Genomic DNA, 22,250 nt, shown 5'->3' on the forward strand with positions numbered 1-22,250 from the left:
GCCTATGTCGATTAATAAACTAAAAGTAATCAAACGAATTTGTGACGAAGGAATTGTAGCCGTGGTGCGTGCCGACAACGGCGAGCAGGCAATTAAGATCGCTGAGGCCTGCTTGGAAGGCGGCATCTCAAGTTTGGAAATTACGTTTACCGTTCCTTTTGCTCACAAAGTCATTGAGCAATTGGCGAACCATTTTACATCCGGCGAAGTAACGCTAGGAGCGGGAACCGTATTGGATCCCGAAACGGCTCGCATGGCCATTTTATCGGGAGCGCAATTTGTCGTAAGCCCGTATGTCGATGCGGAAACGATTCGGCTGTGCAATCGTTACGGCATACCTTGCATGCCAGGAGCAATGACTGTGAAGGAAGCGGTCGAAGGGATGAGTGCAGGAGCGGATATCATCAAGCTGTTCCCGGGCGAAGTCTACGGACCTTCCATGATCCGCTCGCTGAAAGGGCCGCTGCCGCAAATCAACGTGATGCCGACAGGCGGTGTCAACGAACAGTCGATTACAGAGTGGCTGGATGCCGGAGCAGTTGCAGTAGGCGTCGGAGGCTCTTTGATCAGCTCTGCAAAGCATGGTGACTACGCCTCGATTACGTCGAAAAGCAAGCGGCTCGTCGATAAAGTGAGAGCGTTCCGAGAGGGGTAAGACGAGATGAAAATTGCCGTATTTACCCGTCCCGAAGATGCGGACCGTATAGGGGCCGAAATTTTACTCCACATCGTTCAATCGAAGGCACATCCGAAGCTCGGGCTTGCAACCGGATCGTCTCCTGTCGGCATTTATCGCGAACTGGTGAACTTGGGGAAAACGAGATCGGTCAGCTTCCAGCACGTCAGCGCTTATAATCTCGACGAGTACATCGGACTGTCTTGGAAACATCCTCAAAGCTATGCTGCCTTTATGCGCGATCATTTATTCAAGTATATCGATATAGATCCCGCACGAATTCATATTCCCGACGGAACCGCGGATTCGGCCGAGGAGGAATGCCACCGCTACGAGGCGTTGCTGCATGAAGCAGGGTCTTTGGATGTGCAACTGCTTGGTATCGGATTGAACGGTCATATCGGCTTTAACGAGCCGGGCACCGATCTGTCTTGCGAGACTCATATCGTTGCATTGACGGAGGAAACGCGCAGGGCGAATGCCAAGTATTTTTCTGAGGAAGAGCCGATTCCCCGTCATGCAATAACGATGGGCATAGGTCCGATTATGAGGGCAAGCAAGGTGCTTTTCATCGCCCATGGCAAAGAGAAAAGCTCAATTGTTCATCAGGCATTTACAGGCCCCGTTACGACGAACTGCCCAGGATCCTTGCTTCAGCTGCATTCCGATACGGTCGTCCTGCTTGACGAAGAAGCGGCGGCGGAACTTACTCTTGGCGACAAACCGGCATTTCGGATGTTTAGAAACAAGAGGATCGATTTCGTCTACGACCCGGAGCCGGAAGCGTTCATTTGCGTCTAAAAAGATGTCCTTCGATTTTTTCATGACTGCAATCGAATAAAATTTCATTTTATGATTGACACAATAAAATAGTATTCTATAATATGAGTATAAGAAATCATTCTTATGGTTCAAGCAGCAGGAATTTCAAATGGGAGAGGGAGAAGCAGATGTACAGCCAAGGAAATAAGTTGGAAGGCAAAGTTGCAATCGTAACGGGGGCAGCTTCGGGAATCGGCGAAGCCGTAGCTAAGATTTTCGCGGCGAATGGAAGCAAGGTGCTGTTGGTTGATATCGACGGTACTCGGATGAAACAAGTAGCTTCCGATATTACCGCGAGCAATGGAATTTGCGAGACATTTTTGGGAGATGTTACTGAAGAGGATCAGGTGGCCGAATTTTTCAAGCTGGCGTTCGACAAATGGGGCAAAATCGATCTGTTGGTCAATAGCGCAGGCCGCGATTCGCTGTCACCGCTGATTAGCGAGACGACGCTTGAAGAATGGAACAAGACGATCGGACCGAACTTGACAGCCGTATTCCTGTGCTGCCGCGAAGCGTTCCGGTACATGGAGAAGCAGCATACCGGCGGAAGAATCATCAACATGGGATCCTCCTCGGCGAAAGTGGCATCCGGCCCGGGACACAGCCCATATCGCGCATCCAAGCACGGCATGATGGGTCTCAGCAAAAACATTTTGCTGGAAGGCAAGGGCAAGAATATCGGTGTAACGGTCATTAACCCTTCTCACGTAAAAACACCGATGACCGAAATTATCGATAAGGGCATTTACGACGGCGAAATCCCTGCTTACATTGAAGGATGGCTGGATGAGAAGGAAATGAAAGAAGGCATTTATAACAGCTGCATCGACGTTGAAAATGTAGCGGAAGCGACACTGTTCGTTGCAACGAGAACATCCGACGTCACAATTCCTTCATTCTCCTTCTACCCGACTCACAAGATTCACCGTTACGGCATGGAAGTATAATCGGTAGCATTGTCTTGACAAAGATGCGGTTCTCCGGTCCGGCGGCTATAGGTTCGAATGAGGTGGACGGCTCGTCGGGCCGTTCAGCCGCATCGCGTTAAGAAATAACAACGGTGCTTTCATGTAAGCGCTTTTGTCCTCGCAACACTTTTGGCAATTACAGCTTTGGAAAGTGGGTTGTTGGCATGGTAGCGAAATATGTACTGTCCTTTGATTGCGGAACAACCAGTGCAAGGTCTATATTATTCGACCGCAACGGGAATATCGTCTCGATAGCTTATCAAGATTTTGCACAGATTTATCCGAAGCCGGGCTGGGTGGAGCATAACCCGACGGAAATCTGGAACGCTCAACTCAAGACGGCTAAAGAAGCTATGCTCCAAGCCAACGCAAAGCCTGAGGACGTAGCCGGAATCGGCATTACCAATCAGAGGGAAACAACCGTTGTGTGGGATAGAGCGACAGGTAAACCTGTGATGAATGCCATTGTATGGCAAGACCGCCGTACGGCCGACATTTGCGAAGAGCTTAAGGAGAGAGGCCTGAGCGAGTACGTCAAAGCCAATACCGGTTTGCTGATTGACGCCTATTTCTCCGGAACCAAAATCAAATGGATTCTGGACCATATCGATGGCGCCAGAGAGAAGGCGGAGCGGGGAGAACTGCTCTTCGGTACGGTCGACTCCTGGCTAATTTGGAATTTGAGCGGCGGCAAGGTACATGTTACGGATTACTCCAACGCATCTCGAACGCTCTTGTTCAACATTAATCGGATTGAATGGGACGACGTCATGCTAAAGGAACTGGACGTTCCCCGCGCCATGCTTCCCGAGCTTCGCCCCTCCAGCGACGTGTACGGAATGACCGACGAAGCGTTGTTCGGAGCCAGCATTCCGATAGCTGCCGCAGTCGGCGATCAGCAAGGAGCGCTGTTTGGCCAGGCGTGTCACCAGGAAGGCATGGTTAAGGCTACTTACGGGACCGGCGGTTCTCTGCTGATGAATACGGGATCAAGACCGATCCGTTCCGATTCGGGCCTTCTTACGACAGTCGCTTGGGGATTGAACAATAAAGTGGAGTATGCGCTGGAAGGTTTGCTTTATGTCGTCGGCGCCTCGGTCCAATGGCTTCGCGACGAGCTTAAATTGATATCAAGCGCTAAGGAAACGGAACAGCTGGCCCAAGAAGTTCCCGATACCAATGGAGTTTACGTCGTTCCGGCTTTTGTCGGATTGTCCGCTCCATATTGGGATCAATATGCGAGAGGCGCAATTCTCGGACTTACCCGCGGGGCCAACCGCAACCATATCGTTCGGGCCACTTTGGAATCGATCGCTTATCAAATTCGCGATGTCATCTCCTGTATGGAACAGGATTCGGGAATTCCGAACAAGGAACTTAAAGTAGACGGTGGAGTATGCAACAACAATTTCGTTATGCAATTCCAAGCGGATTTGCTGGGCGTACCCGTCATCCGCCCGAAAATCGTGGAATCGACGGCGCGCGGTGCGGCATTCCTGGCCGGTCTTGCAACCGGTTTCTGGGAAAGCCAAAGTCAATTGCTGGACACTTTCGAGATGGAACGACGCTTCGAACCGGCATTGGAAGAGTGTAAGCGCAACCAATTGTACGCCGGCTGGCAAAAAGCGGTCGAAAGGACAAAGGACTGGGAAGTGCATTAATTCATTTTTACAAGAACAAGGGGGAATCGTACCATGAAAACAACAATTGTAAAAATTTTCTCGCTGCTTATGGCTCTGGTGCTGGTGTTGGTATCGGCGGCATGCGGAGCGCAAAATCAAGCCCCAAATGCAGCCGGCAATCCGAACGGAGGCGCAGCTTCCGCCAAAGACGGGAAGAAGCAGCACGTGTTTGCCGCATCTTATTTTACCCTGAACAACCCGCATTTTATCGACTGGAGCAAAGGGCTCAAATCCGAAATCGTAGATAAGCATGGCGACAAGCTCATCGAAGTCGACGCTCAATTGGACATCAACAAGCAAATTTCCGATGTGGAAGATTTCATTCAGCAGAAGGTCGATGCAATCTTTATTGCTCCGGTAGACAGCAAAGGGATCAAGACGGCGCTCCTTTCCGCCAAAAAGGCTAACATTCCTGTCATTATTATGGACGTTCCGCCGGAAGATACGGATTTGATTACCGCAATGGTCACGACCGACAACTTTATGGCCGGCAAAGTGCTGGGCGAAGCGATGGTGAAAAATACCGGCGGCAAAGCAAACGTAGCCATTATCGACTGGTCCGTCGTGCAAGCTGTTGTCGACCGGACGAACGGTTTCGAAGAGGCTGTAAAAAACTCTCCTGGCATTAAAATTGTCGCCAGACAAGATGGGAAAGCGTCTACGGAATCCGCGCTGCCAATCATGGAAAACTTCCTGCAATCGAACCCTGAGATCAACGCCGTATTTACGATCAACGATCCGTCGGCAGTAGGAGCTTTGGCCGCTATCGAGGCTGCGAAACGAACAGATATCAAGATCTACTCTATCGACGGCTCTCAGGATGCGATCAAATTGATTAAAGACAACAAAATTGTAGGCACATCCGCTCAGTTCCCAGTAAAGATGGGGCAAACGGCCGGCGATTTAGTATATAAAGTAATCAACGGAGAGAAATTCGAAAAATCGGTCAAAGTGGAAAGCGTATTCATAGATCAATCGAATTATCAGCAGTACTTGAAATAAGGAATGGTGCAAGACGCAGGTAAGGAAGGTGCCTTCATATGGACAACACACAGCCTTTATTGCAGATGAAAGAGATCAGTAAGAGTTTTCCGGGAGTCAAAGCGCTCGACCGCGTCAGTCTGGAAGTGCAGGCGGGCGAAATCCATGCTCTTCTCGGAGAGAACGGAGCGGGAAAATCGACGCTGATCAAGATTCTTGGCGGGCTGCAGCCACCGGACGAAGGCGACATCTACTTTGATGGCCGTAAGGTAGAAATCAAAGATGTCAGCTTTTCGGAAAGCATCGGCATTAGCGTCATCCACCAGGAGCTCTGTCTGGCTCCGAACATGACGGTAGCGGAAAATATTTTCTTGGGCAGGGAACCCGCCAAGGGTCCCCTGCACCTGATCAATAGGACAGAAATGACTCGCCGCGGCCAGCATGTACTGGATCAGTACGAGCTGGGGATTGACGCAAGCGAGCTGGTAGGCAGCTTGACGGTGGCCCAACAGCAAATGGTTGAAATCGCAAAGGCACTATCCAAGGATAACCGGATCATCGTCATGGATGAGCCCACATCGTCTTTAACGGACAAAGAAGTTGTCAAACTGCTCGATACGATTCGAGGGCTGAAGCAAAAAGGCGTCTCCGTCATTTATATCTCCCACCGTATGGAGGAGCTGTTCGCTATAGCCGATAAGGTAACGGTTATTAGAGACGGCACCTACGTAGGTACCAGAACAATGAAGGAAACGAGCTACAAAGAGCTGGTTCAGTTAATGGTTGGCAGAGAATTGAACGAAATTTATACGAAGCCGGCTGTTACTCCGGGAAAGAAAGTGTTGGAAGTACGGAATCTGAGCAGCGGGACTCGCGTGAAACAGGTTAGCTTCAGCCTTTACAAAGGCGAGATTCTCGGATTTTACGGCTTGGTCGGCTCCGGTAGGTCGGAACTGATGAGAACGATATTCGGAATCGATCCGCTTACCGGCGGCGAGATTCATGTAGGCGGTCAAAAAGCGGCGATCCAAAGTCCGAAGGACGCTATTCGATTTGGCATTGGTTTTGTCCCGGAAAACCGGAAAGAACAAGGGGCCATCCTCATTCAAAGCGTGTCCTACAATATCAGCCTTAGCGTGCTCGATACGCTAGTAAAGATGTTTCAAGTGGACAGAAAACAAGAGTCGGCGCTGGCCGATGAGTATATCGAGAAGCTGTCTATCCGTACACCTTCACCGGAGCAGCAATTGATCAATCTTAGCGGCGGAAATCAGCAGAAAGCGATCATCTCCAAGTGGCTGGCGATGAAACCGGATATCCTGATTCTCGACGAGCCGACCCGCGGGATCGATGTAGGCGCCAAAAAAGAAATTTACTCCATCATGTCGGCGTTGGCCCAAGCCGGGGTGAGCATCATCATGGTATCGTCCGAGCTGCCGGAAATCATCCATATGAGTACGCGGGTTATCACGATGCACGAAGGTACCATCAGCGGTGTATTGACGAATGAAAATGAAATCTCCCAGGAGAACATTCTTACTTACGCAACAGGAGGGGTAAAATGAAATTCAGGACTTCGCAAACGATGAGTCCGTCGGCCCTCAAGAATCACAATTCATGGACGAACTCGCCTATCCTTCGTTATTTCGTTTCCAACTCGGGCATATTGCTGGCGCTTGCCGGTCTGATCGTATTTTTCTCGTTGACGACCTCGACATTCTTGACGCCAAGCAACATTTTAAACGTCTTCAGACAAATATCCATTAATGCCATTATCGCTTTCGGGATGACCTTTACGATTTTGATCTGCGGCATCGACTTGTCGGTAGGCTCCATTCTGGCGTCATCCCAGGTCATTACCATCGGGCTTTTGTTCATGGGGGTGCCGATCGTTCCGGCGCTTGTATGCGGCATTCTGATGGGCGCCGTGCTCGGGATGATCAATGGATTTGTCATCACCAAAGGCAAAATTCCGCCGTTCATTGTGACCTTGTCCATGATGATCATAGCTCGGGGACTTTCCTACGTACTAACCGGCGGCCGGCCGATGAGCTTCAAAAATGATGTGCTGACTTTCATCGGTAACGGTTATATCGGGCCCATTCCTTTTCCCGTTGTCATTATGGTTGTTTGTTTGGCCCTTACTTCGTTCCTGTTGAATAAAACGAAGTTCGGACGGCATGTTTACGCCGTCGGAGGGAATCGGGAGGCGGCACGATTTTCCGGAATCAGCATTTCCAAAATCGAAATTTTGGTATACACCATTTCCGGGCTGCTTGCGGGATTAAGCGGGGTTATTCTGGCAGCGAGAATGTCGTCTGCACAGCCGACCTCCGGCGATGGCTTCGAGCTCGATGCCATTGCCGCCGTCGTCTTGGGGGGGACCAGCTTCTCCGGGGGCGTCGGAAAAATCGGCGGCGTTTTCATCGGTGCATTAATTATCGGTGTATTGAATAACGGATTGAATTTGCTGCATGTTTCGTCCTACTGGCAAATGATTATTAAAGGGTTGGTCATCGTAACGGCTGTTTACGTCGATTCTCTCAAAAAGAAAAAGCGCGTATGATCCGCTCCCCGTCCGCCTCGGATGAAAAAAAGTTTCCACTTCTAGAAAATGGTTTATAATAGTCTAGGAAATAGTCTGGAAGTGAGGTGCACCGACGGTGGAAGCAGGGAATCAAGTTCAACAGCAGGATGTATTTAGACTAATCAATAAGAAGATCGCTTATTTGAATCCGGCATTGCGTCGGATTGCCGATTACATTCTGGAAAATCCAATCCAGTGCAAAATCATTACGACGAAAGAACTCGCTGCTGCATGTAACGTGGCCGAGTCGACGATCACCCGTTTCGTCAAAGAAATCGGCTTGGACAGCTATCAGGAACTGAAGATCGGCATCGCCGAGGCGTTAACGATGAACGATGCGAGCGGCAATAGCCCGGCTGAGGATACGTACGTTTATGAGGATATTACCAATCACGATACGCACGAAGTGATTCTGGACAAAGTGCTGTACCGGAACGTTCAAACGTTAACCGAAACGAAGCAAAGATTAAATCTGGAGCAGCTGGATAAGGCCGTTGAAGCGATCGATCAAGCAAACGTTATTCTTTTCAGCGGCATGGGCTCTTCCAGTGTTGCGGCATTGTCGGGTGTTCTGCGCTTTACACGGGCCGGAAAGAAATGTATCCATCTCGAGGACCAAAGCTCTCAATTGATGTACGCGGCGATTGCAGGTCCGGGCGACGTCATGGTCGGCATCAGCAATTCCGGCCGGACCAAGAACGTCGTTGAATCGATGAAGCTGGCTCAGTCTAAAGGCGCGCGCACGATCGGCATTACGTCGTTCGAAGACTCTCCGATCATAAAATTTTCGGATATTGTGCTGTTTACGACTTCGAAATCGTCTAACGAAGGGTCGGCGCTGTATTGGGAAGCCTCCGCGTCGAAGGCGGCGCAAATTCTTGTGCTGGATATGATTTACGCTTGCTATGCTGCGAAAAATTTCAATCAAACCTTGAACTATATGGAAGAAACGTTCAAGGTGCTGCGCAGCTCAAGGGAAAAGTAAGCCAGTGTGTGACAACGAGCATCTCTGTCAAAGCAGGCTGTTATGGCTTTGATAGAATTTCGTTCGATCGAAATAAAATAAAATTATATTTTATAATTTACAATGAAGAATAAAATTCTGTATAATCAAAATGAGAGATAACCAACATCGGAGGGAGAGGAAACCGGCATGAAAGCAGCCTTCTATTACGGGATCGGCGACATACGAATCGAAGATGTTCCGGTTCCAGAAATTCAAGAGAACGAGATGCTTGTCAAAGTGAAAGCCTGCTCCGTGTGCGGAACGGATAACCGAATCTACCGTTACGGCCACTTTAAAGTTCCTGAGGGCGTTAAGCGTGTGCTTGGTCACGAAACCTCGGGTGAAATCGTCAAGCTCGGCTCCCAAATAACAGGTTATCGGGTCGGGGAGCGGGTTGCTTTGCCTCCGAATGTAGGCTGCGGCCATTGTCATATGTGCATACGCGGTTATAACCAATTGTGCCCCAACTACCAAGCGTTCGGCATCAGCATGGACGGCGGCTTTGCCGAATATGTCAAAGTTCCTTCATTTGCAGTCAACAATGTGATCAAGATTCCGGATCATGTTAGTTATGAGGAGGCGGCATTGGCTGAGCCCCTGTCCTGCGTGCTGCATGCTTACGAAGCTCACCGGACGGTTCCCGGCGATACGGTTCTGATCATCGGGCCCGGGCCGATCGGCGCTTTGCACGTCATGATGAACAAGATGGCCGGCGGACGGATCATTGTTGCCGGGAGATCGGACGCGCGGCTCGAGCAAATCAAACAGTATGGAGCAGATATCGTCATCAATAACAGAGAGAAGGATCTGAAGGCTGAAATCGATAAGATTACAAACGGTCTTGGCGTCGATGTCGTGATTACATCGAACTCCGATCCGGAGATGCAGAAGGTCGCTCTGGAAGTAGCCGGCTATCACGGCCGCGTCTCCTTATTTGGCGGGCTGCCGAAAGGCAAGGAATTCGTTACTTTGAACACAAACCTGATTCATTATAAAGAGCTGCTCGTTACGGCAACGACCGGCTCCAGCTTGCTGGACGTTCACAAAGCAATGAACATGATTTCCACCGGAAAAATCGATGTGAAGTCTCTCATTACCGCCAAATTCCCGATAGAAGAAACGGTTGCCGCTCTGGACTATGCCGCTCAAGGCTCGGGAATGAAAGCCTTGATTACATCGGAAGTTTGATCCGAGAGCAGGAGGATAACGATGAACAAAATGATGAATGCTGCGGTTCTGCATGCGCCGGCCGATCTGCGCTATGAGCAGGTAGAGATTCCTTCCTTTAACGAAGACGAGGTATTAGTACGGGTACGGGCCGCTGGAGTATGTGGTTCCGACCTCGGGCGCGTAATGAAGACGGGCACCTATCGGTTTCCGACGATACCCGGACATGAATTTTGCGGAGAGGTCGCCGAGGTCGGTGCCAAGGTCAAGGAATTTAAACCGGGCGATCGGGTTGCTGTCGCACCGATTCTTCCTTGCGGCGAGTGCGAGTTTTGCCAGGCCGGTGATTACGGCCTTTGCGACGATTACAATTACTTGGGTTCGCGTACTCATGGCGGATATGCGGAATATACCGTGGCGCCGGCCAGAAATCTTGTCCGCTTGCCGGATGAAATGTCCTTTCACGAAGGTGCCATGGTCGAGCCGGCTGCCGTCACCTTACACGGGATGATCCGCGTTGGCATTAATGTCGGCGATACGGTAGCGGTTCTCGGCTGTGGGACGATCGGCTTGTTTGCAATCCAGTTCGCCAAAATCATGGGAGCGACCCGAATCATAGCAACCGATGTCGCTCCCGACAAGCTGGAATTGGCACAGCGGCTCGGAGCCGATATCGTTCTGAACTCGATGGAAGTCGATGCGGTTCAAGAGATCAAGCGGTTGACCGGCGGCAAAGGTGTAAACGCCGCGATTGAAACTGCTGGGGTCGTTCAAACCCAGGAGCAGTGTCTAAGAATCGCCAAGAAGAAAGGCCGCGTGCTGTATCTTGGAACCGCACATCGGGATGTCGTTCTGCCGCCTAAGAGCTTTGAATGCATCGTCCGCAATGAGCTGTCGCTTGTCGGATCGTGGAACTCCTACAGCGCGCCGTTCCCGGGCGTGGAATGGCAAGCGACGATCGATTACTTAAAGAGCGGGGCTCTCCAGCTTCAGCCAATGATCACTCATATTCATGATCTTTCGGAAGCTCCGAAAGTATTCGTCGATCTTGTCGACCGCAAATATGCATTCACAAAAGTACTGTACGACATCAAATAATACGTATTTTGCATAGGAGAATGTGACATGATTCTACCGTCGAAAGCGACGCAACCTACGATGTATTTCATTGGAGTATCCACGGCCAAATCGTCCATCATGAAGCTGTTTCCGCTTTGGGCGGAGGCGCTTGGTCTGAAGGATGCCATAATCAAGGGTATCGACATCGAGATTCATGCGAAGCCTGAAGTATACAGGGAAGTCGTCGAATTTATCAAGCATGACGAACTGTCCCTCGGCGCACTCGTGACAACGCACAAAATCGACCTTTATGATGCGGCAAGCGATTTGTTCGACTATCTGGATCCCCATGCGACGATGTTCAAGGAGTTATCGTCGATCTCCAAGAAAGACGGGAAACTGGAAGGCTACGCCAAAGATCCGATCTCAAGCGGACTGGCGATGGAAGCATTCATCCCGGATCAATTTTGGAGCAGGCACGGCGGCGAGGCGCTGATTCTGGGCTGCGGCGGAAGCGCGCTTGCGATAAGCTCTTACTTGTCCGAGAAAGAGCATGGCGGCAACGTGCCGTCCAAGATCATTTTGACGAATCGAAGCAAACCGAGACTGGATTCGGCCAAGGAGCTGCTGTCGCAGCTCGATACGAAGGTGACATTCGAATATTATCTTTGTCCCGAGCCTGAGCAGAACGATGACGTTATGGCGAAGCTTAAGCCGAATTCTCTGGTCGTCAATGCAACCGGATTAGGGAAAGACCGGCCCGGTTCACCAGTGACAAATCAAGGCAAGTTTCCGTACAACGGCCTTGTGTGGGAGCTGAACTATCGGGGAGAGCTCGATTTCATGCACCAAGCATTAAAGCAGCAAGAAGAACGCGGTTTGCATGTGGAGGACGGATGGATTTATTTCATCCATGGATGGACGCAAGTGATCGCAGAAGTGTTCCATATCGAAATCAAAGGCGATGTGCTGGACAAATGCGCCAAAATCGCCGAAAGCATCAAATAAACCAAATTTGACCGAGAGGTGCTTACGATGAGTCAAGACGTAACCGTAAAGCCATTTTCCATGTATTTCGATCTTCTTAACGGAATGTCGAACGAAAAAAGCACGACGAAGCGCTATTTGAGCAACATGAAGGGCATGTTCTCCGACGAGGCGGCGCTGAATGCCATGATTGAGAAAGACAATTCGTTGATGTATGAGTTTTACGAGCTGGAAATGCCGGAGAAAGACGGCCATCTGCTGTTCGGAACCAGCATTGTGTATCCGGGTAAAGTGGGCAACGAATATTTCATGACAAAAGGACATTTCCACACGATCCTGGATACGGCCGAAGTGTATTATTGCTTAAGCGGCAAAGGCTATATGCTCATGGAAAATCCGGAGGGCGACTGGGTCGCCGAGCCGATGTCTCCGGGTAAAGCCGTGTATGTGCCCGGCCGCTACGCGCATCGAAGCATCAATGTCGGCGACGAGCCGATGATTACATTCTTTGTGTTCCGGGCCGATGCGGGCCACGACTACGGTACGATTGAAACCAAGGGGTACCGCAAGTTGATCGTGGAAAACAACGGCAAGGTCGAAATTGTAGACAATCCCAAATGGGGTAATGCATAGAACATCATGAGCGATGGGCCTGAATGGCATACAAATTCAGGCCCCCCCATTAGGGGGCTGTCTAAAAAAACAATATTGAAAGCGCTTAATATTCTATGATGAAAAGGGGAAATGAGTATGAAAGTTCAGTTTTTTAGTAAATCCGCTGCGGTATTGAGCGGTATCCTCATCCTGGCTTCGTTGGTCGCTTGCTCCAGTCAATCGAATCAAGCGGGCTCCTCCGGTCAGGCTGTACAAACCGATGCGGCTGCAGCCGGCAGCGAAAGCGCTAAGAAACTGGGGAAAATCGTCATCGGCTGGGTTCCTCCGGATATTACGGGCGTTTATAAAATTGCGACTACCTTTATGGAGAAGTCGGCCGAAGACGCCAGAAAAGCGGGCCTTGATGTCGAGATTCTTACAAAAGCGAGCAATAATCACGGCGACGCCAATGCGCAAATTCAAAACATTGAAGACATGATTCAAAGAAAAGTAAGCGCACTCATTATTTCGCCTGCCGACGTAGAACCGATGAAGCCGGTATTGAAACAAGCCAACGATGCCCACATCCCGATCATTATCGTGAATTTGCTGGAACCGATTCAAGGCGTACATGTAGACAGCTATATCGGATTCGACAATGCTGTTGCCGCCCAAGTATCCGGTTATGCTATGTTGAACGCGCTGGGCGGCCCTGGCGTTCTGGACGGTAAAGGTAAGAAAGTCGATATCAAGCCGGATCAGGAGCTGGATCTGAAATTTTGGCAAGAGCTGTACAAAGACGTCGATCCGAATTCGATCAAAGGGAAGATCGGCATTTTGTCAGGCGTTCCCGGCAGTTTCTACGATAATGAGCGTCAGAAAGGGTTTAACGAAGCCTTGAAGAAATTCCCCGGTGTCGAAGTCATCTCCAAGCAGCCGGCGGATTGGAACCGCCAGAAAGGCGTTACGGTGGCGGAAAACATGCTTCAAAATCATAAAGACATTCAAGCGATCTGGACGGCTTCCAACGAGATGGCGCTTGGAGCGATCAACTCGATCGAGAATGCCGGCCTCACAGGCAAGGTGATGGTAACGACGAACGATGGGACGCCTGAAAGCACGGACCGCATCCGCGAAGGGAAAATTTTGACGGAAACCTGGCACGGCTTCCCGGAATGGGGATGGTACGGCGTCAAGTTCGGCGTTATGCTCCACCTTGGCGAAGAAGTTCCGCAAACCTTCGACATCAAACCAAGAACCGTGTTCAAGGGCAATGCCGACAACTTCTATCCGAACCCGAAGCTGGAAGCGATTGATTGGAAGCAAATCATCGATCAAGCCAAGATCAAGTAAAACGTTCGAACAGGAGGGGTGGAGATGGCCGAATGCTTGTTGAAAATGAGCCATATTCGTAAGCGCTTTTATGAGACAATTGCGCTGGCGAACGTTGATTTGGAAATCCGCAAAGGAGAAGTCCATATTCTGTTGGGTGAAAACGGAGCCGGAAAATCCACCCTAATGAAAATCCTCTCCGGCTCCTACACGCCTGATGAAGGAGAAATCTATTGGGAAGATGAGTCCGTCTCCTTCAAGGAGCCATCCGATTCGCTGGCTCTTGGTATCGGCATGGTTTATCAGGAGCTGACCATCGTAAAAGATCTGAGCGTGATGGAAAACATTCAGCTGGGGCGTCTGCCCAGGCGAAAGCTGCTTCCATTGGTCAATTGGAAGAAAGCCTTCGATCATACCCGAAAAGTAATGGACGCACTGGGGCTTGATATCGATCTTCACGAGCGTATGTCTCATTACGATTTGGGCATTCAGCAGCTGGTTGAAATTGCAAGAGCCATATCGCGGGACGCCAAACTGATCATTCTCGATGAACCGACTTCCGCCTTGACGGACAAAGAGGTTCAAGCTTTGTTTCAGGCGATCAGGCGCTTGAAACAGCAGGGAATTTCCTTTGTTTATATTACCCATAAGCTGGAAGAAGTATTCGAAATCGGAGACAGGGTAACCGTATTAAGGGATGGGCATTCGATCTCCACCATCGAGGACATTTTGGGCGTTACTCAAGACTTGCTTGTCAGCATGATGGTTGGGCGTCCTATTGGCGAACAGTTTCCCAAGACCGATCATTGTACGGCCAAAGAAGTATTAAAGGTCAGCGGACTTGGGGACGGCAGGACGATTCATGACATCTCATTTACTTTACATGAGGGTGAGATTCTAGGAATCGCAGGTTTGGTAGGTTCAGGCATTACGGAGTTAGTTGAGACGCTGTTCGGCATGAGAAAAGCAGCCGAAGGCAGCATGACGCTATATGAACAGCCGTACGCCCCCCAAAATCCTAAGGCGGCGATCGATCGCAAGGTGGGCCTCCTGACGAAAAGCCGCAAAGAAGGCTTACTGCTTCATATGTCCGTCGCTCAAAATATTACCATCTCCAGCTTCTTTGGGTTCAGCAAATGGGGATTCCGAAAGAAGAAGAAGGAGAATAGCGTATCGGAACACTACAAGCGGCTGTTGAAAATCAGTACTCCGAGCGTAGGCAGCCCGATCGGGAAACTTAGCGGGGGGAACCAGCAAAAAGGCGCTATTGCCAAATGGCTTTGCAATGGAACGAAGGTCTTCATCATGGATGATCCGACCAGAGGCATCGACATCGGCGCCAAAGTGGAAGTGTATAAGCTTCTAAATCAAATTACAGAGCAAGGCGGATCGATTATTCTGATTTCCACCGAGCTGCCGGAATTGATCGGGTTATCCGATAACATTATCGTGATGAACCGCGGCAGGCTGGCAGCCGGATTTTCCGCGCGCGAATGCACGCAGGAGCTCATTATGGATAAAGCGGCAGGAGGTTTATAACCGATGCAAAGCGTGGATTACAATGTGGTTCCGGCGGAAAAAGCCGAAGCACGGAAAAAATCAATCCTGCATTATATTAACAAGTGCAGCCCGTTGATACCGCTAATCATTCTGATCGTTTATATGGCAGTCGCGAATCGCCAATTCTTTACGGTCAACAATTTCTTGAATATCTTTAAGCAAAGCTCCGTCATGGGGATTTTGGCGATCGGTCAAACCATCGTTATCATTGCGGCAGGGATCGATTTGGCGGTCGGGTCCGTGATGGCGCTTACCGGCTGTATCATTGCCGTTTCCATCATCCACGCCGGCGTTCCTCCTGCCGTTGCCGTTCTGATCGGCATTGCTTGCGGGACGGTAACGGGCTCGCTAATCGGCTTTATTATTACCAAAGTCAAAGTGCAGGATTTTATCGCAACCTTGGGTTCGCTGACGATGATACAAGGCTTTGCCTTGCTGACAAGCGGAGGACTTCCCATTACGGGTCTTCCCAAAGGGCTTCTGTTTATCGGCAACGGAAGTATCGGGAGAATTCCGATTGCTTTCATTGTATTTCTTCTTGTCGCCATTCTCGGTTGGGTCCTCTTGAAGCATACGACGTTTGGACGCAACGTTTACGCATTAGGCGGGAACAGGGAAGCGGCTTGGGTATCCGGAATTCATGTCGATCGCACGAAAATGCTCGTGTACGCGTTCTCCGGATTTTGCGCTTCGATTGCGAGCATTGTCATGCTGGGGCGCCTGAACTCGGCCAACGCACTGATGGGGGAAGGCATGGAGTTGTTGTCCATTTCTGCGGTCGTACTGGGCGGAACGAGCTTGTTCGGGGGCGCGGGCTCTATTGGAGGAACGTTGATCGGTGTCATTACAATGGCGACGCTCAGCAACGGATTGAATTTCCTGGATGTCTCCGCCTTTTGGCAGAAGGTTATTTTGGGAGCGGTCATTATTGCCGTCGTTGCGATCGATACGCTGCGCAGAAAGAAATGGTAATCCAGCCTAAGCGGCAAAAATATGGCTTAGCAATAGACCTTATACAAACCGGGCTGCAAAGTCCGGAATTTTTTTATTAAAGGAAGGAACACATCATGAGGCTAACGATAAGCAGAAAATTGTTTGGAGGCTTTGCCATCGTCTTGTGTTTGCTTGTAATGGTCAGTGTTATTAGCATTGCGAAGATGTCCGGCATGGGGCGAGAGGCGGATTCCATCGAAAATAAATGGATGCCCAGCGTCAAGACGCTGGCCGACATGCAAGCGGACATGTATGCTATTCAGCATACGCTGATGTCGATGGTCATGGAGAGCGACGATTATCAAATGAAGAGCTACCAAAGCCAATTGAACGATTCGATTGCAGAATTGAAAACTATTCAAAAGAAATATGAATCCGATTACGTTTCGAACGAGGATGAAAGCAAAATCATTCATCAATTCATGGAAGCGGAAGAGCAATATTTGAAAGTGTTTCCAGAGGTTATTCAAGCCAGGAAAAATTACGATCTGGTCACTGCAAATTTTCTTATATCCCAATCATTCCCTAAATTTGAACAGGCAATGAAAGGATTGGACGAATTAATCGCCCTTAACGATTCGGGATCGAACCGGGCAACGGGCAATTCGCTTCGAACCGTACAATCGGGGAGATGGTTTGTTATCTCGGTGAGCCTCGTAGCGATTGCAGCGGGGATCGGAATGGCTTATTGGATTTCCGTTATGATCTCCAAGCCGCTTGCCGCAGTGACGTCCGCCGTAAAGAGAATGGCCGATGGGGACTTAACGATGCAATATCTGGACATCCGTAGTAACGACGAAATCGGTAATTTAGGCAAATCTTTCAATCTTATGAAAGCCAGTATGAGGGAGCTTCTTTATCAAATCGGCACGCATTCCGAGCTGGTCGCAGCCTCTTCGCAGCAGTTGACGGCCAGTGCGGACCATACGAGCGCCGCTTCGGGACATGTGGCACAACATGCCCAAGAAGTAGCCGAGGCTGTAAGCCAGCAAGTCGAACGGCTGGAGGAAAGCAAGCGCACGATCGAGGAAATGCTAGAGGGCATCCGCCAAATCGCAGCCAGTGCGGACCAATCCTCCGCTGCCGTTTCCGAAACCAACCGTTTGTCGTTAAGCGGCAACGAAGTCGTCCAGACCTCGATGAAACAAATGGAATCGATCTATAAAAGCACCCAAGATCAAGTGAACGCCGTCAAGCGATTAAGCGAACAATCCCGCCAAATCGGCAGCATAATCGGCACGATCACGGAGCTGTCTTCCGATACGAATTTGCTTGCACTGAACGCCTCTATTGAGGCCGCCAGGGCAGGCGAGCATGGTAAAGGATTTGCAGTCGTCGCGTATCAAGTGCGCAAGTTAGCCGAACAATCGGCCGCGTCGGCGAAGGAAATATCCAAGCTGATATCGAGTATTCAAAACGAAACGAACAACGCCAAGGCATGCATGGAGCAGAGCGCGCAAGAGGTAACGGAAGGGATGAGAATCATACATGAAGCGGGGCAATCGTTCTATCAAATACAAACAGCTATAGAGTCGGTCGAAATGCAAACAGGCGAGGTGACTGCCGCGGTGAATCAAATGGCTGCAGGAGCAGACCGGATTGTTCATTCATTTGGAAAATTAAAGCAGTTGGCCGAACAGTCGGCGGTCAGTACGCAAGGTGTTTCATCGGTCGCAGAGGAACAGCTTGCTTCCATGGAAGAAATCAATGCATCTTCCGCCGCACTCTCCGGCATGGCTTCGGAGCTGCAATGCCTGGTCAATCGCTTTAAATTGTAGTCAATGGAAAATGGGTTGAGGTATCGATTTGAAGTCGATCCTCAACCCATTCGCTTGTGATGTTACAGCATATGCCGCACCAATCCGCCGTCAATCCGCAGTGCAGCGCCATTAATGGCCGATGAAAGCGGACTGCTTAGGAACGTAACGAAATTCGCAATTTCCTCCGGGCGGATGAGACGTTGAATAATGGAGGTTGGCCGGCTTTCCGCCATAAACCGCTTTTCGGCTTCCTCCGTTGTCATCGTTTCGTTTGGGTAGAGAGTTTTTAACCAGGCTTCGACGCCTTCCGTCAATGTAGAGCCGGGCATCACCGTGTTCACGGTTACGCTTGTTCCTGCCGTCAGCTCTGCCAAACTGCGGGAAATCGAGAGCTGCATGGACTTCGTAGCGCTGTAATGAGCCATGTCTTGAGGCGGAGTGACGGCTGCCTCGCTGGCAATAAATACAACCCGGCCTTCTCGTCTTTCGATCATACGCTGCAAGTAGTGCCGGGTGAGCCGTACGCCGCTCATGATGTTGACTTCAAAAAATTTATACCAATCGGCATCGGGAATGTTAAAATAGTTAGCCGATTCGAAAATACCCAGATTGTTGATCAGAATGTCAATGTCGGCAAATTTCCCGATGATCTCCTCGCATCCTTGCTCCCTTCCCAGATCGGCGACTGCTGCTTCCAGCTTTGCACCGGGATGGCGGTCGCGAATATCTTGGATCGTTTGAATGACTTTGTCTTCATGACGTCCGTTAATGATGACACGAACGCCTTCCGCCGCCAGCGACGATGCGATTGCTTTCCCAATGCCGGCTGTAGAGCCCGTTACTAATGCCGTCTTGCCTTGCAGATGTAGTTGCATTTAGATTCCTCCAATAGTTATAGAATATGGATAATAAACTGACGTTATTCTTTGATGGCGCTTACATCATGGGGCGGAAAGTAAGGAAGCACTTCTTGTCCCAATTCGTCCAGTACCTCATCGGCTTGGCGCTCGCCGTCGAATAAAGCGAAGAACAAGTGATTGACCCCGATTCTTTGGTACTGGCTTAAAAGTTCGATGAGTGCATTCCGTCCTACCCTGTAACCAAGCCGAATAGGGGGGGAGGCGTATTCGGATCATCGGTCAAATCTAAGTGCATCGGTTGGATAAAGGGCTTGAACCGTCCAGGATGATATTGTTGCGACATTGTTCTCCAGTGATGAATCGAAGAAGCTTGATCGGCCGGACTCCGCGGGTAGTAAATCCACCCATCTCCGTTTTGGGCAAACCATTCCATCGATTGTTGGCTGTATCCTGTAATGAATGTCGGAATGTCTTGCGTCGGCTTCGGAACTAGATTCGCTCTTTGAATAGTACCCCATGAATTGTTGATGGAGGGATAGTCCTCATTCAGCACCTGCTGCAAATAAGTAAACGCTTCTCGGAATTTTTCTCCGCGATTTGCCTGCGAAACTCCCAATGCGGCAAAATCGGCCGGCCTGTCTCCGGAAGATATCCCCATAATTACTCTTTCGGGAAAAAGCCGATCTAAGGTAGCGATCTCTTTGGCAACGCGAAGAGGGTGACGAAGGGTGAGGACGACAGCGGAAGTGCCGAATGCGATTTGGGAAGTATGGCTGGCCAAATAGGTCATATAAATCATCATATCGTAGATTTGCCCCGTCGCTGGATCCCCGAATGCAGGGTCTTGGAGCAGCACATCCCTAAGCCATAATCCCGTAAAGCCGAATTGTTCCGCCCTTTGTGATAATTCGATTTGCCGATTTAAGACCGGTGGATGAAAGCCGAAATTCTCCATAGGGATGTGAAGGCCCAATGTCAGCTTATTAGGGGCAAGCATGCGGCGAAATCCGGAGTGCGATTGAAATTTATCCATCTGATTCACCCCCAAATTCAATATGTCCAAAAGCTTTTTAGTGGTCAATACATCATGACAAGTAAAAGTATGCATAATAATGAACAAGATGAGAAGTACGTACTTTTTAGTGACATAGGAACTTTGAAGTGCCTATCTGACTGAAAAGTAAGTACTTTTCTTTTATCTCTACAATGATCATAATTCATTCAGAAGATAAGATGAAGGAAGTGATGAAATGAACCTCGGTTTGTTTACCCCTTACCGCTTGAAAGGTCTGCAGCTGAAAAATCGCATCGTCATGGCGCCGATGTGCCAATATTCCGTTACCTCCAAAGACGGCAAACCAAACGATTGGCATTACGTTCATTATGTGAGTCGTGCTATAGGAGGCACGGGGTTGATCATCATGGAAATGACGGATGTCGATCCGGACGGACGAATAACGGATTACGACTTGGGGCTATGGGCGGACGAACAAATACCCGCATTTGCTTCAATAGTAGATGGCGTACATCAACATGGTGCGAAAATCGGGGTGCAAATCGCCCACGCAGGGCGCAAAGCGGAGGATACAGCTCATCCGGTTGCCCCGTCGGCGATCGCGCTCCCGGGCGGCAAATATAAATTGCCGCGAGAGCTTACAACCGAGGAAATCGAGTCCATCGTCCATCAATTTGGCGAAGCGGCCCGCAGAGCCGTACAGGCCGGTTTCGATACGATTGAGCTTCATGGAGCACACGGTTACTTGATTCACCAATTTCATTCTCCGCTCGCGAATCAGCGAACCGACCGGTATGGTGCGGAGCTTACCTTATTCGGCAAAGAGGTAATCCAGGCGGTGAAACGGCAAATTCCTTCAGACATGCCGCTCATCTTCCGCATCTCGGCGGTGGAATATGCCGAAGGCGGCTACGGCATCGCTCACGCGATTGCCCTATGCCAAGCCTACAAGGAGGCGGGAGTGGATGCGTTTCACGTCAGCTCAGGAGGAGAAGGACCTTCCGGTACCCGCAGACCGAACATGTCACCCGGTTATCAGGTCCCGTTCGCCCGACAAATTCGCGAAGCTCTTGGCATTCCGGTCATCGCTGTAGGCATGCTGGAAGATGCGAGCCTCGCGCAATCGGTCATTAACAACGGCGATGCCGACTTGGTAGCCATTGCTCGCGGCATGCTGCGAGATCCGTACTGGGCTAATCATGCGGCTCTTGAACTGAACTGTGAACAACCGGATATCCCGCGTCAATATCGGCGGGGTTACGAGTAGTCATCGCATTGACAGACGACATGACTTGTGCTTAACTGGTAATGACAACGTGATCACTATAGGTAACGTTGCTTGGTTAAGCGGAAGGTGTGAACAAATTGCTCAAGGACGAGAAGGCTTTGCTCAAGGATAGCCCGTTACCGTTGTATTATCAGCTGAAGGAACTCCTGAAGTCGCATATCGAACTGGGTATCCTGAAACCCGGAGACTGCGTCCCTTCCGAAAGAGAGCTTGTCGAAACCTATGAGATCAGCAGACCTACCGTTAGACAAGCCATTAATGAACTCGTTGTAGAAGGATTGCTGACCCGCGAAAAGGGCCGTGGGACATTCGTTTCCGTACCTAAGATCAAACAATGGTTTCTGGAGAGCTTATCCAGTTTTTCGGAAGAAATGCAGAAGAAGGGTCTTGCCTATTCTACCAAGCTCTTATCGCTTGGGCGGACAGCTGGTACTTCCACCTTGCGAAGCATATTCGGTCCAGCCGGCAGCCAGTTTTATAAATTGGAACGACTGCGCTATGCGGAAAATAAACCTGTTGTGGTCGTCACTACATTTATGCCCGCGGAACTGTTTCCGGGATTGGAAGAAGAAAATCTGGAGAGTCAATCGCTTTACAGCATCATTCAGAATAAATACGGCTTTAAGTTGGGAAGCGCCACGCGCATTCTGGAAGCGATTGCCGCTACAGACGAAGATGCGCAGCTGCTGGAGATAGAGCCTCAAAATGCCGTCCAGCTGATACGCACGACAAGTTTTTTGGATGATCATACACCTTTTGAATATTCGATTGCTCGTTATCGCGGAGACTTAAGCAGTTTTACAGTAACTTTGAAATTTCAATCAAACGACTAAGCTTTGCATCACATAGACGGATTTGCCTGATCACCATGGGAACAGCCGGGGGAACAGGCTATTTGTCGCAATATGGA

General features: G+C 49.9%; 19 protein-coding genes and 1 pseudogene. 18 read left to right on the top strand and 2 right to left on the bottom strand.

Features of this window, described 5'->3' with window-relative positions; genetic code table 11:
• The first annotated feature begins 4 nt into the window (after positions 1 to 4).
• From ACZ439_RS21125 to ACZ439_RS21200, 16 genes are all read left to right on the top strand, one after another.
• A complete protein-coding gene (locus ACZ439_RS21125) occupies positions 5 to 655 on the top strand; it encodes a bifunctional 2-keto-4-hydroxyglutarate aldolase/2-keto-3-deoxy-6-phosphogluconate aldolase (protein ID WP_464620147.1) in 651 nt (216 codons plus the stop codon).
• A gap of 6 nt (positions 656 to 661) precedes the next feature.
• Positions 662 to 1,477: a glucosamine-6-phosphate deaminase gene (gene nagB / locus ACZ439_RS21130; RefSeq protein WP_464620148.1), complete on the top strand. Its 816-nt coding sequence runs from the start codon at positions 662 to 664 to the stop codon at positions 1,475 to 1,477.
• A 149-nt stretch (positions 1,478 to 1,626) separates the two neighbouring features.
• A complete protein-coding gene (locus ACZ439_RS21135; protein ID WP_464620149.1) occupies positions 1,627 to 2,448 on the top strand; it encodes an SDR family oxidoreductase in 822 nt (273 codons plus the stop codon).
• A gap of 185 nt (positions 2,449 to 2,633) precedes the next feature.
• Complete coding sequence (gene glpK / locus ACZ439_RS21140) at positions 2,634 to 4,130, top strand: glycerol kinase GlpK (RefSeq protein WP_054796770.1); 1,497 nt, start codon at positions 2,634 to 2,636, stop codon at positions 4,128 to 4,130.
• A 33-nt stretch (positions 4,131 to 4,163) separates the two neighbouring features.
• Positions 4,164 to 5,153 (top strand): substrate-binding domain-containing protein, encoded by a 990-nt coding sequence (locus tag ACZ439_RS21145; RefSeq protein WP_464620150.1) that lies wholly within the window; start codon positions 4,164 to 4,166, stop codon positions 5,151 to 5,153.
• Between the two features lie 38 nt (positions 5,154 to 5,191).
• Positions 5,192 to 6,697: a sugar ABC transporter ATP-binding protein gene (locus tag ACZ439_RS21150; RefSeq protein ID WP_464620151.1), complete on the top strand. Its 1,506-nt coding sequence runs from the start codon at positions 5,192 to 5,194 to the stop codon at positions 6,695 to 6,697.
• Complete coding sequence (locus ACZ439_RS21155; RefSeq protein ID WP_464620152.1) at positions 6,694 to 7,698, top strand: ABC transporter permease; 1,005 nt, start codon at positions 6,694 to 6,696, stop codon at positions 7,696 to 7,698. Before ACZ439_RS21150 ends, ACZ439_RS21155 begins: the two co-directional genes overlap by 4 nt.
• Before the next feature lie 97 nt (positions 7,699 to 7,795).
• Positions 7,796 to 8,704, top strand: coding sequence for a MurR/RpiR family transcriptional regulator (locus tag ACZ439_RS21160; RefSeq protein WP_464620153.1), 909 nt, complete (start codon positions 7,796 to 7,798; stop codon positions 8,702 to 8,704).
• A gap of 168 nt (positions 8,705 to 8,872) precedes the next feature.
• The gene (locus ACZ439_RS21165) at positions 8,873 to 9,913 is read left to right on the top strand and encodes a zinc-dependent dehydrogenase (protein ID WP_054799521.1); all 1,041 of its coding nucleotides are present in this window, start codon (positions 8,873 to 8,875) and stop codon (positions 9,911 to 9,913) included.
• Positions 9,914 to 9,934: 21 nt separating this feature from the next.
• Positions 9,935 to 10,990, top strand: coding sequence for a galactitol-1-phosphate 5-dehydrogenase (locus tag ACZ439_RS21170; protein ID WP_464620154.1), 1,056 nt, complete (start codon positions 9,935 to 9,937; stop codon positions 10,988 to 10,990).
• Positions 10,991 to 11,017: 27 nt separating this feature from the next.
• On the top strand, positions 11,018 to 11,959 hold the full coding sequence (locus ACZ439_RS21175) for a shikimate dehydrogenase family protein (protein WP_054796776.1): 942 nt from the start codon (positions 11,018 to 11,020) through the stop codon (positions 11,957 to 11,959).
• Positions 11,960 to 11,986: 27 nt separating this feature from the next.
• Positions 11,987 to 12,571, top strand: a complete 585-nt coding sequence (locus ACZ439_RS21180) for a glucose-6-phosphate isomerase (protein ID WP_464620155.1) — start codon at positions 11,987 to 11,989, stop codon at positions 12,569 to 12,571.
• A 117-nt stretch (positions 12,572 to 12,688) separates the two neighbouring features.
• On the top strand, positions 12,689 to 13,885 hold the full coding sequence (locus ACZ439_RS21185; RefSeq protein WP_464620156.1) for a sugar ABC transporter substrate-binding protein: 1,197 nt from the start codon (positions 12,689 to 12,691) through the stop codon (positions 13,883 to 13,885).
• Positions 13,886 to 13,909: 24 nt separating this feature from the next.
• Positions 13,910 to 15,403, top strand: coding sequence for a sugar ABC transporter ATP-binding protein (locus ACZ439_RS21190; RefSeq protein ID WP_054799522.1), 1,494 nt, complete (start codon positions 13,910 to 13,912; stop codon positions 15,401 to 15,403).
• Positions 15,404 to 15,406: 3 nt separating this feature from the next.
• Entirely contained in the window at positions 15,407 to 16,396 is a 990-nt protein-coding gene (locus tag ACZ439_RS21195; protein WP_464620157.1) for an ABC transporter permease, read from the top strand.
• Positions 16,397 to 16,491: 95 nt separating this feature from the next.
• On the top strand, positions 16,492 to 18,195 hold the full coding sequence (locus tag ACZ439_RS21200) for a methyl-accepting chemotaxis protein (RefSeq protein WP_464620158.1): 1,704 nt from the start codon (positions 16,492 to 16,494) through the stop codon (positions 18,193 to 18,195).
• A 62-nt stretch (positions 18,196 to 18,257) separates the two neighbouring features.
• Here ACZ439_RS21200 and ACZ439_RS21205 read toward each other — a convergent pair whose 3' ends face one another.
• Positions 18,258 to 19,052 carry an SDR family NAD(P)-dependent oxidoreductase gene (locus tag ACZ439_RS21205; protein WP_464620159.1) on the bottom strand — a complete coding sequence of 265 codons (795 nt, stop codon included), beginning with the start codon at positions 19,050 to 19,052 and terminating at the stop codon, positions 18,258 to 18,260.
• A gap of 44 nt (positions 19,053 to 19,096) precedes the next feature.
• A pseudogene (locus ACZ439_RS21210) lies at positions 19,097 to 20,070 on the bottom strand (LLM class oxidoreductase).
• Between the two features lie 217 nt (positions 20,071 to 20,287).
• On the opposite strand from ACZ439_RS21210, the gene ACZ439_RS21215 reads away from it, so the two are divergent.
• Positions 20,288 to 21,319, top strand: a complete 1,032-nt coding sequence (locus tag ACZ439_RS21215; protein WP_054796783.1) for an NADH:flavin oxidoreductase/NADH oxidase — start codon at positions 20,288 to 20,290, stop codon at positions 21,317 to 21,319.
• Positions 21,320 to 21,408: 89 nt separating this feature from the next.
• Entirely contained in the window at positions 21,409 to 22,173 is a 765-nt protein-coding gene (locus ACZ439_RS21220; protein ID WP_464620160.1) for a GntR family transcriptional regulator, read from the top strand.
• The last annotated feature ends 77 nt before the right edge of the window (positions 22,174 to 22,250 follow it).

This window comes from Paenibacillus sp. JCM 9796, assembly GCF_055379675.1.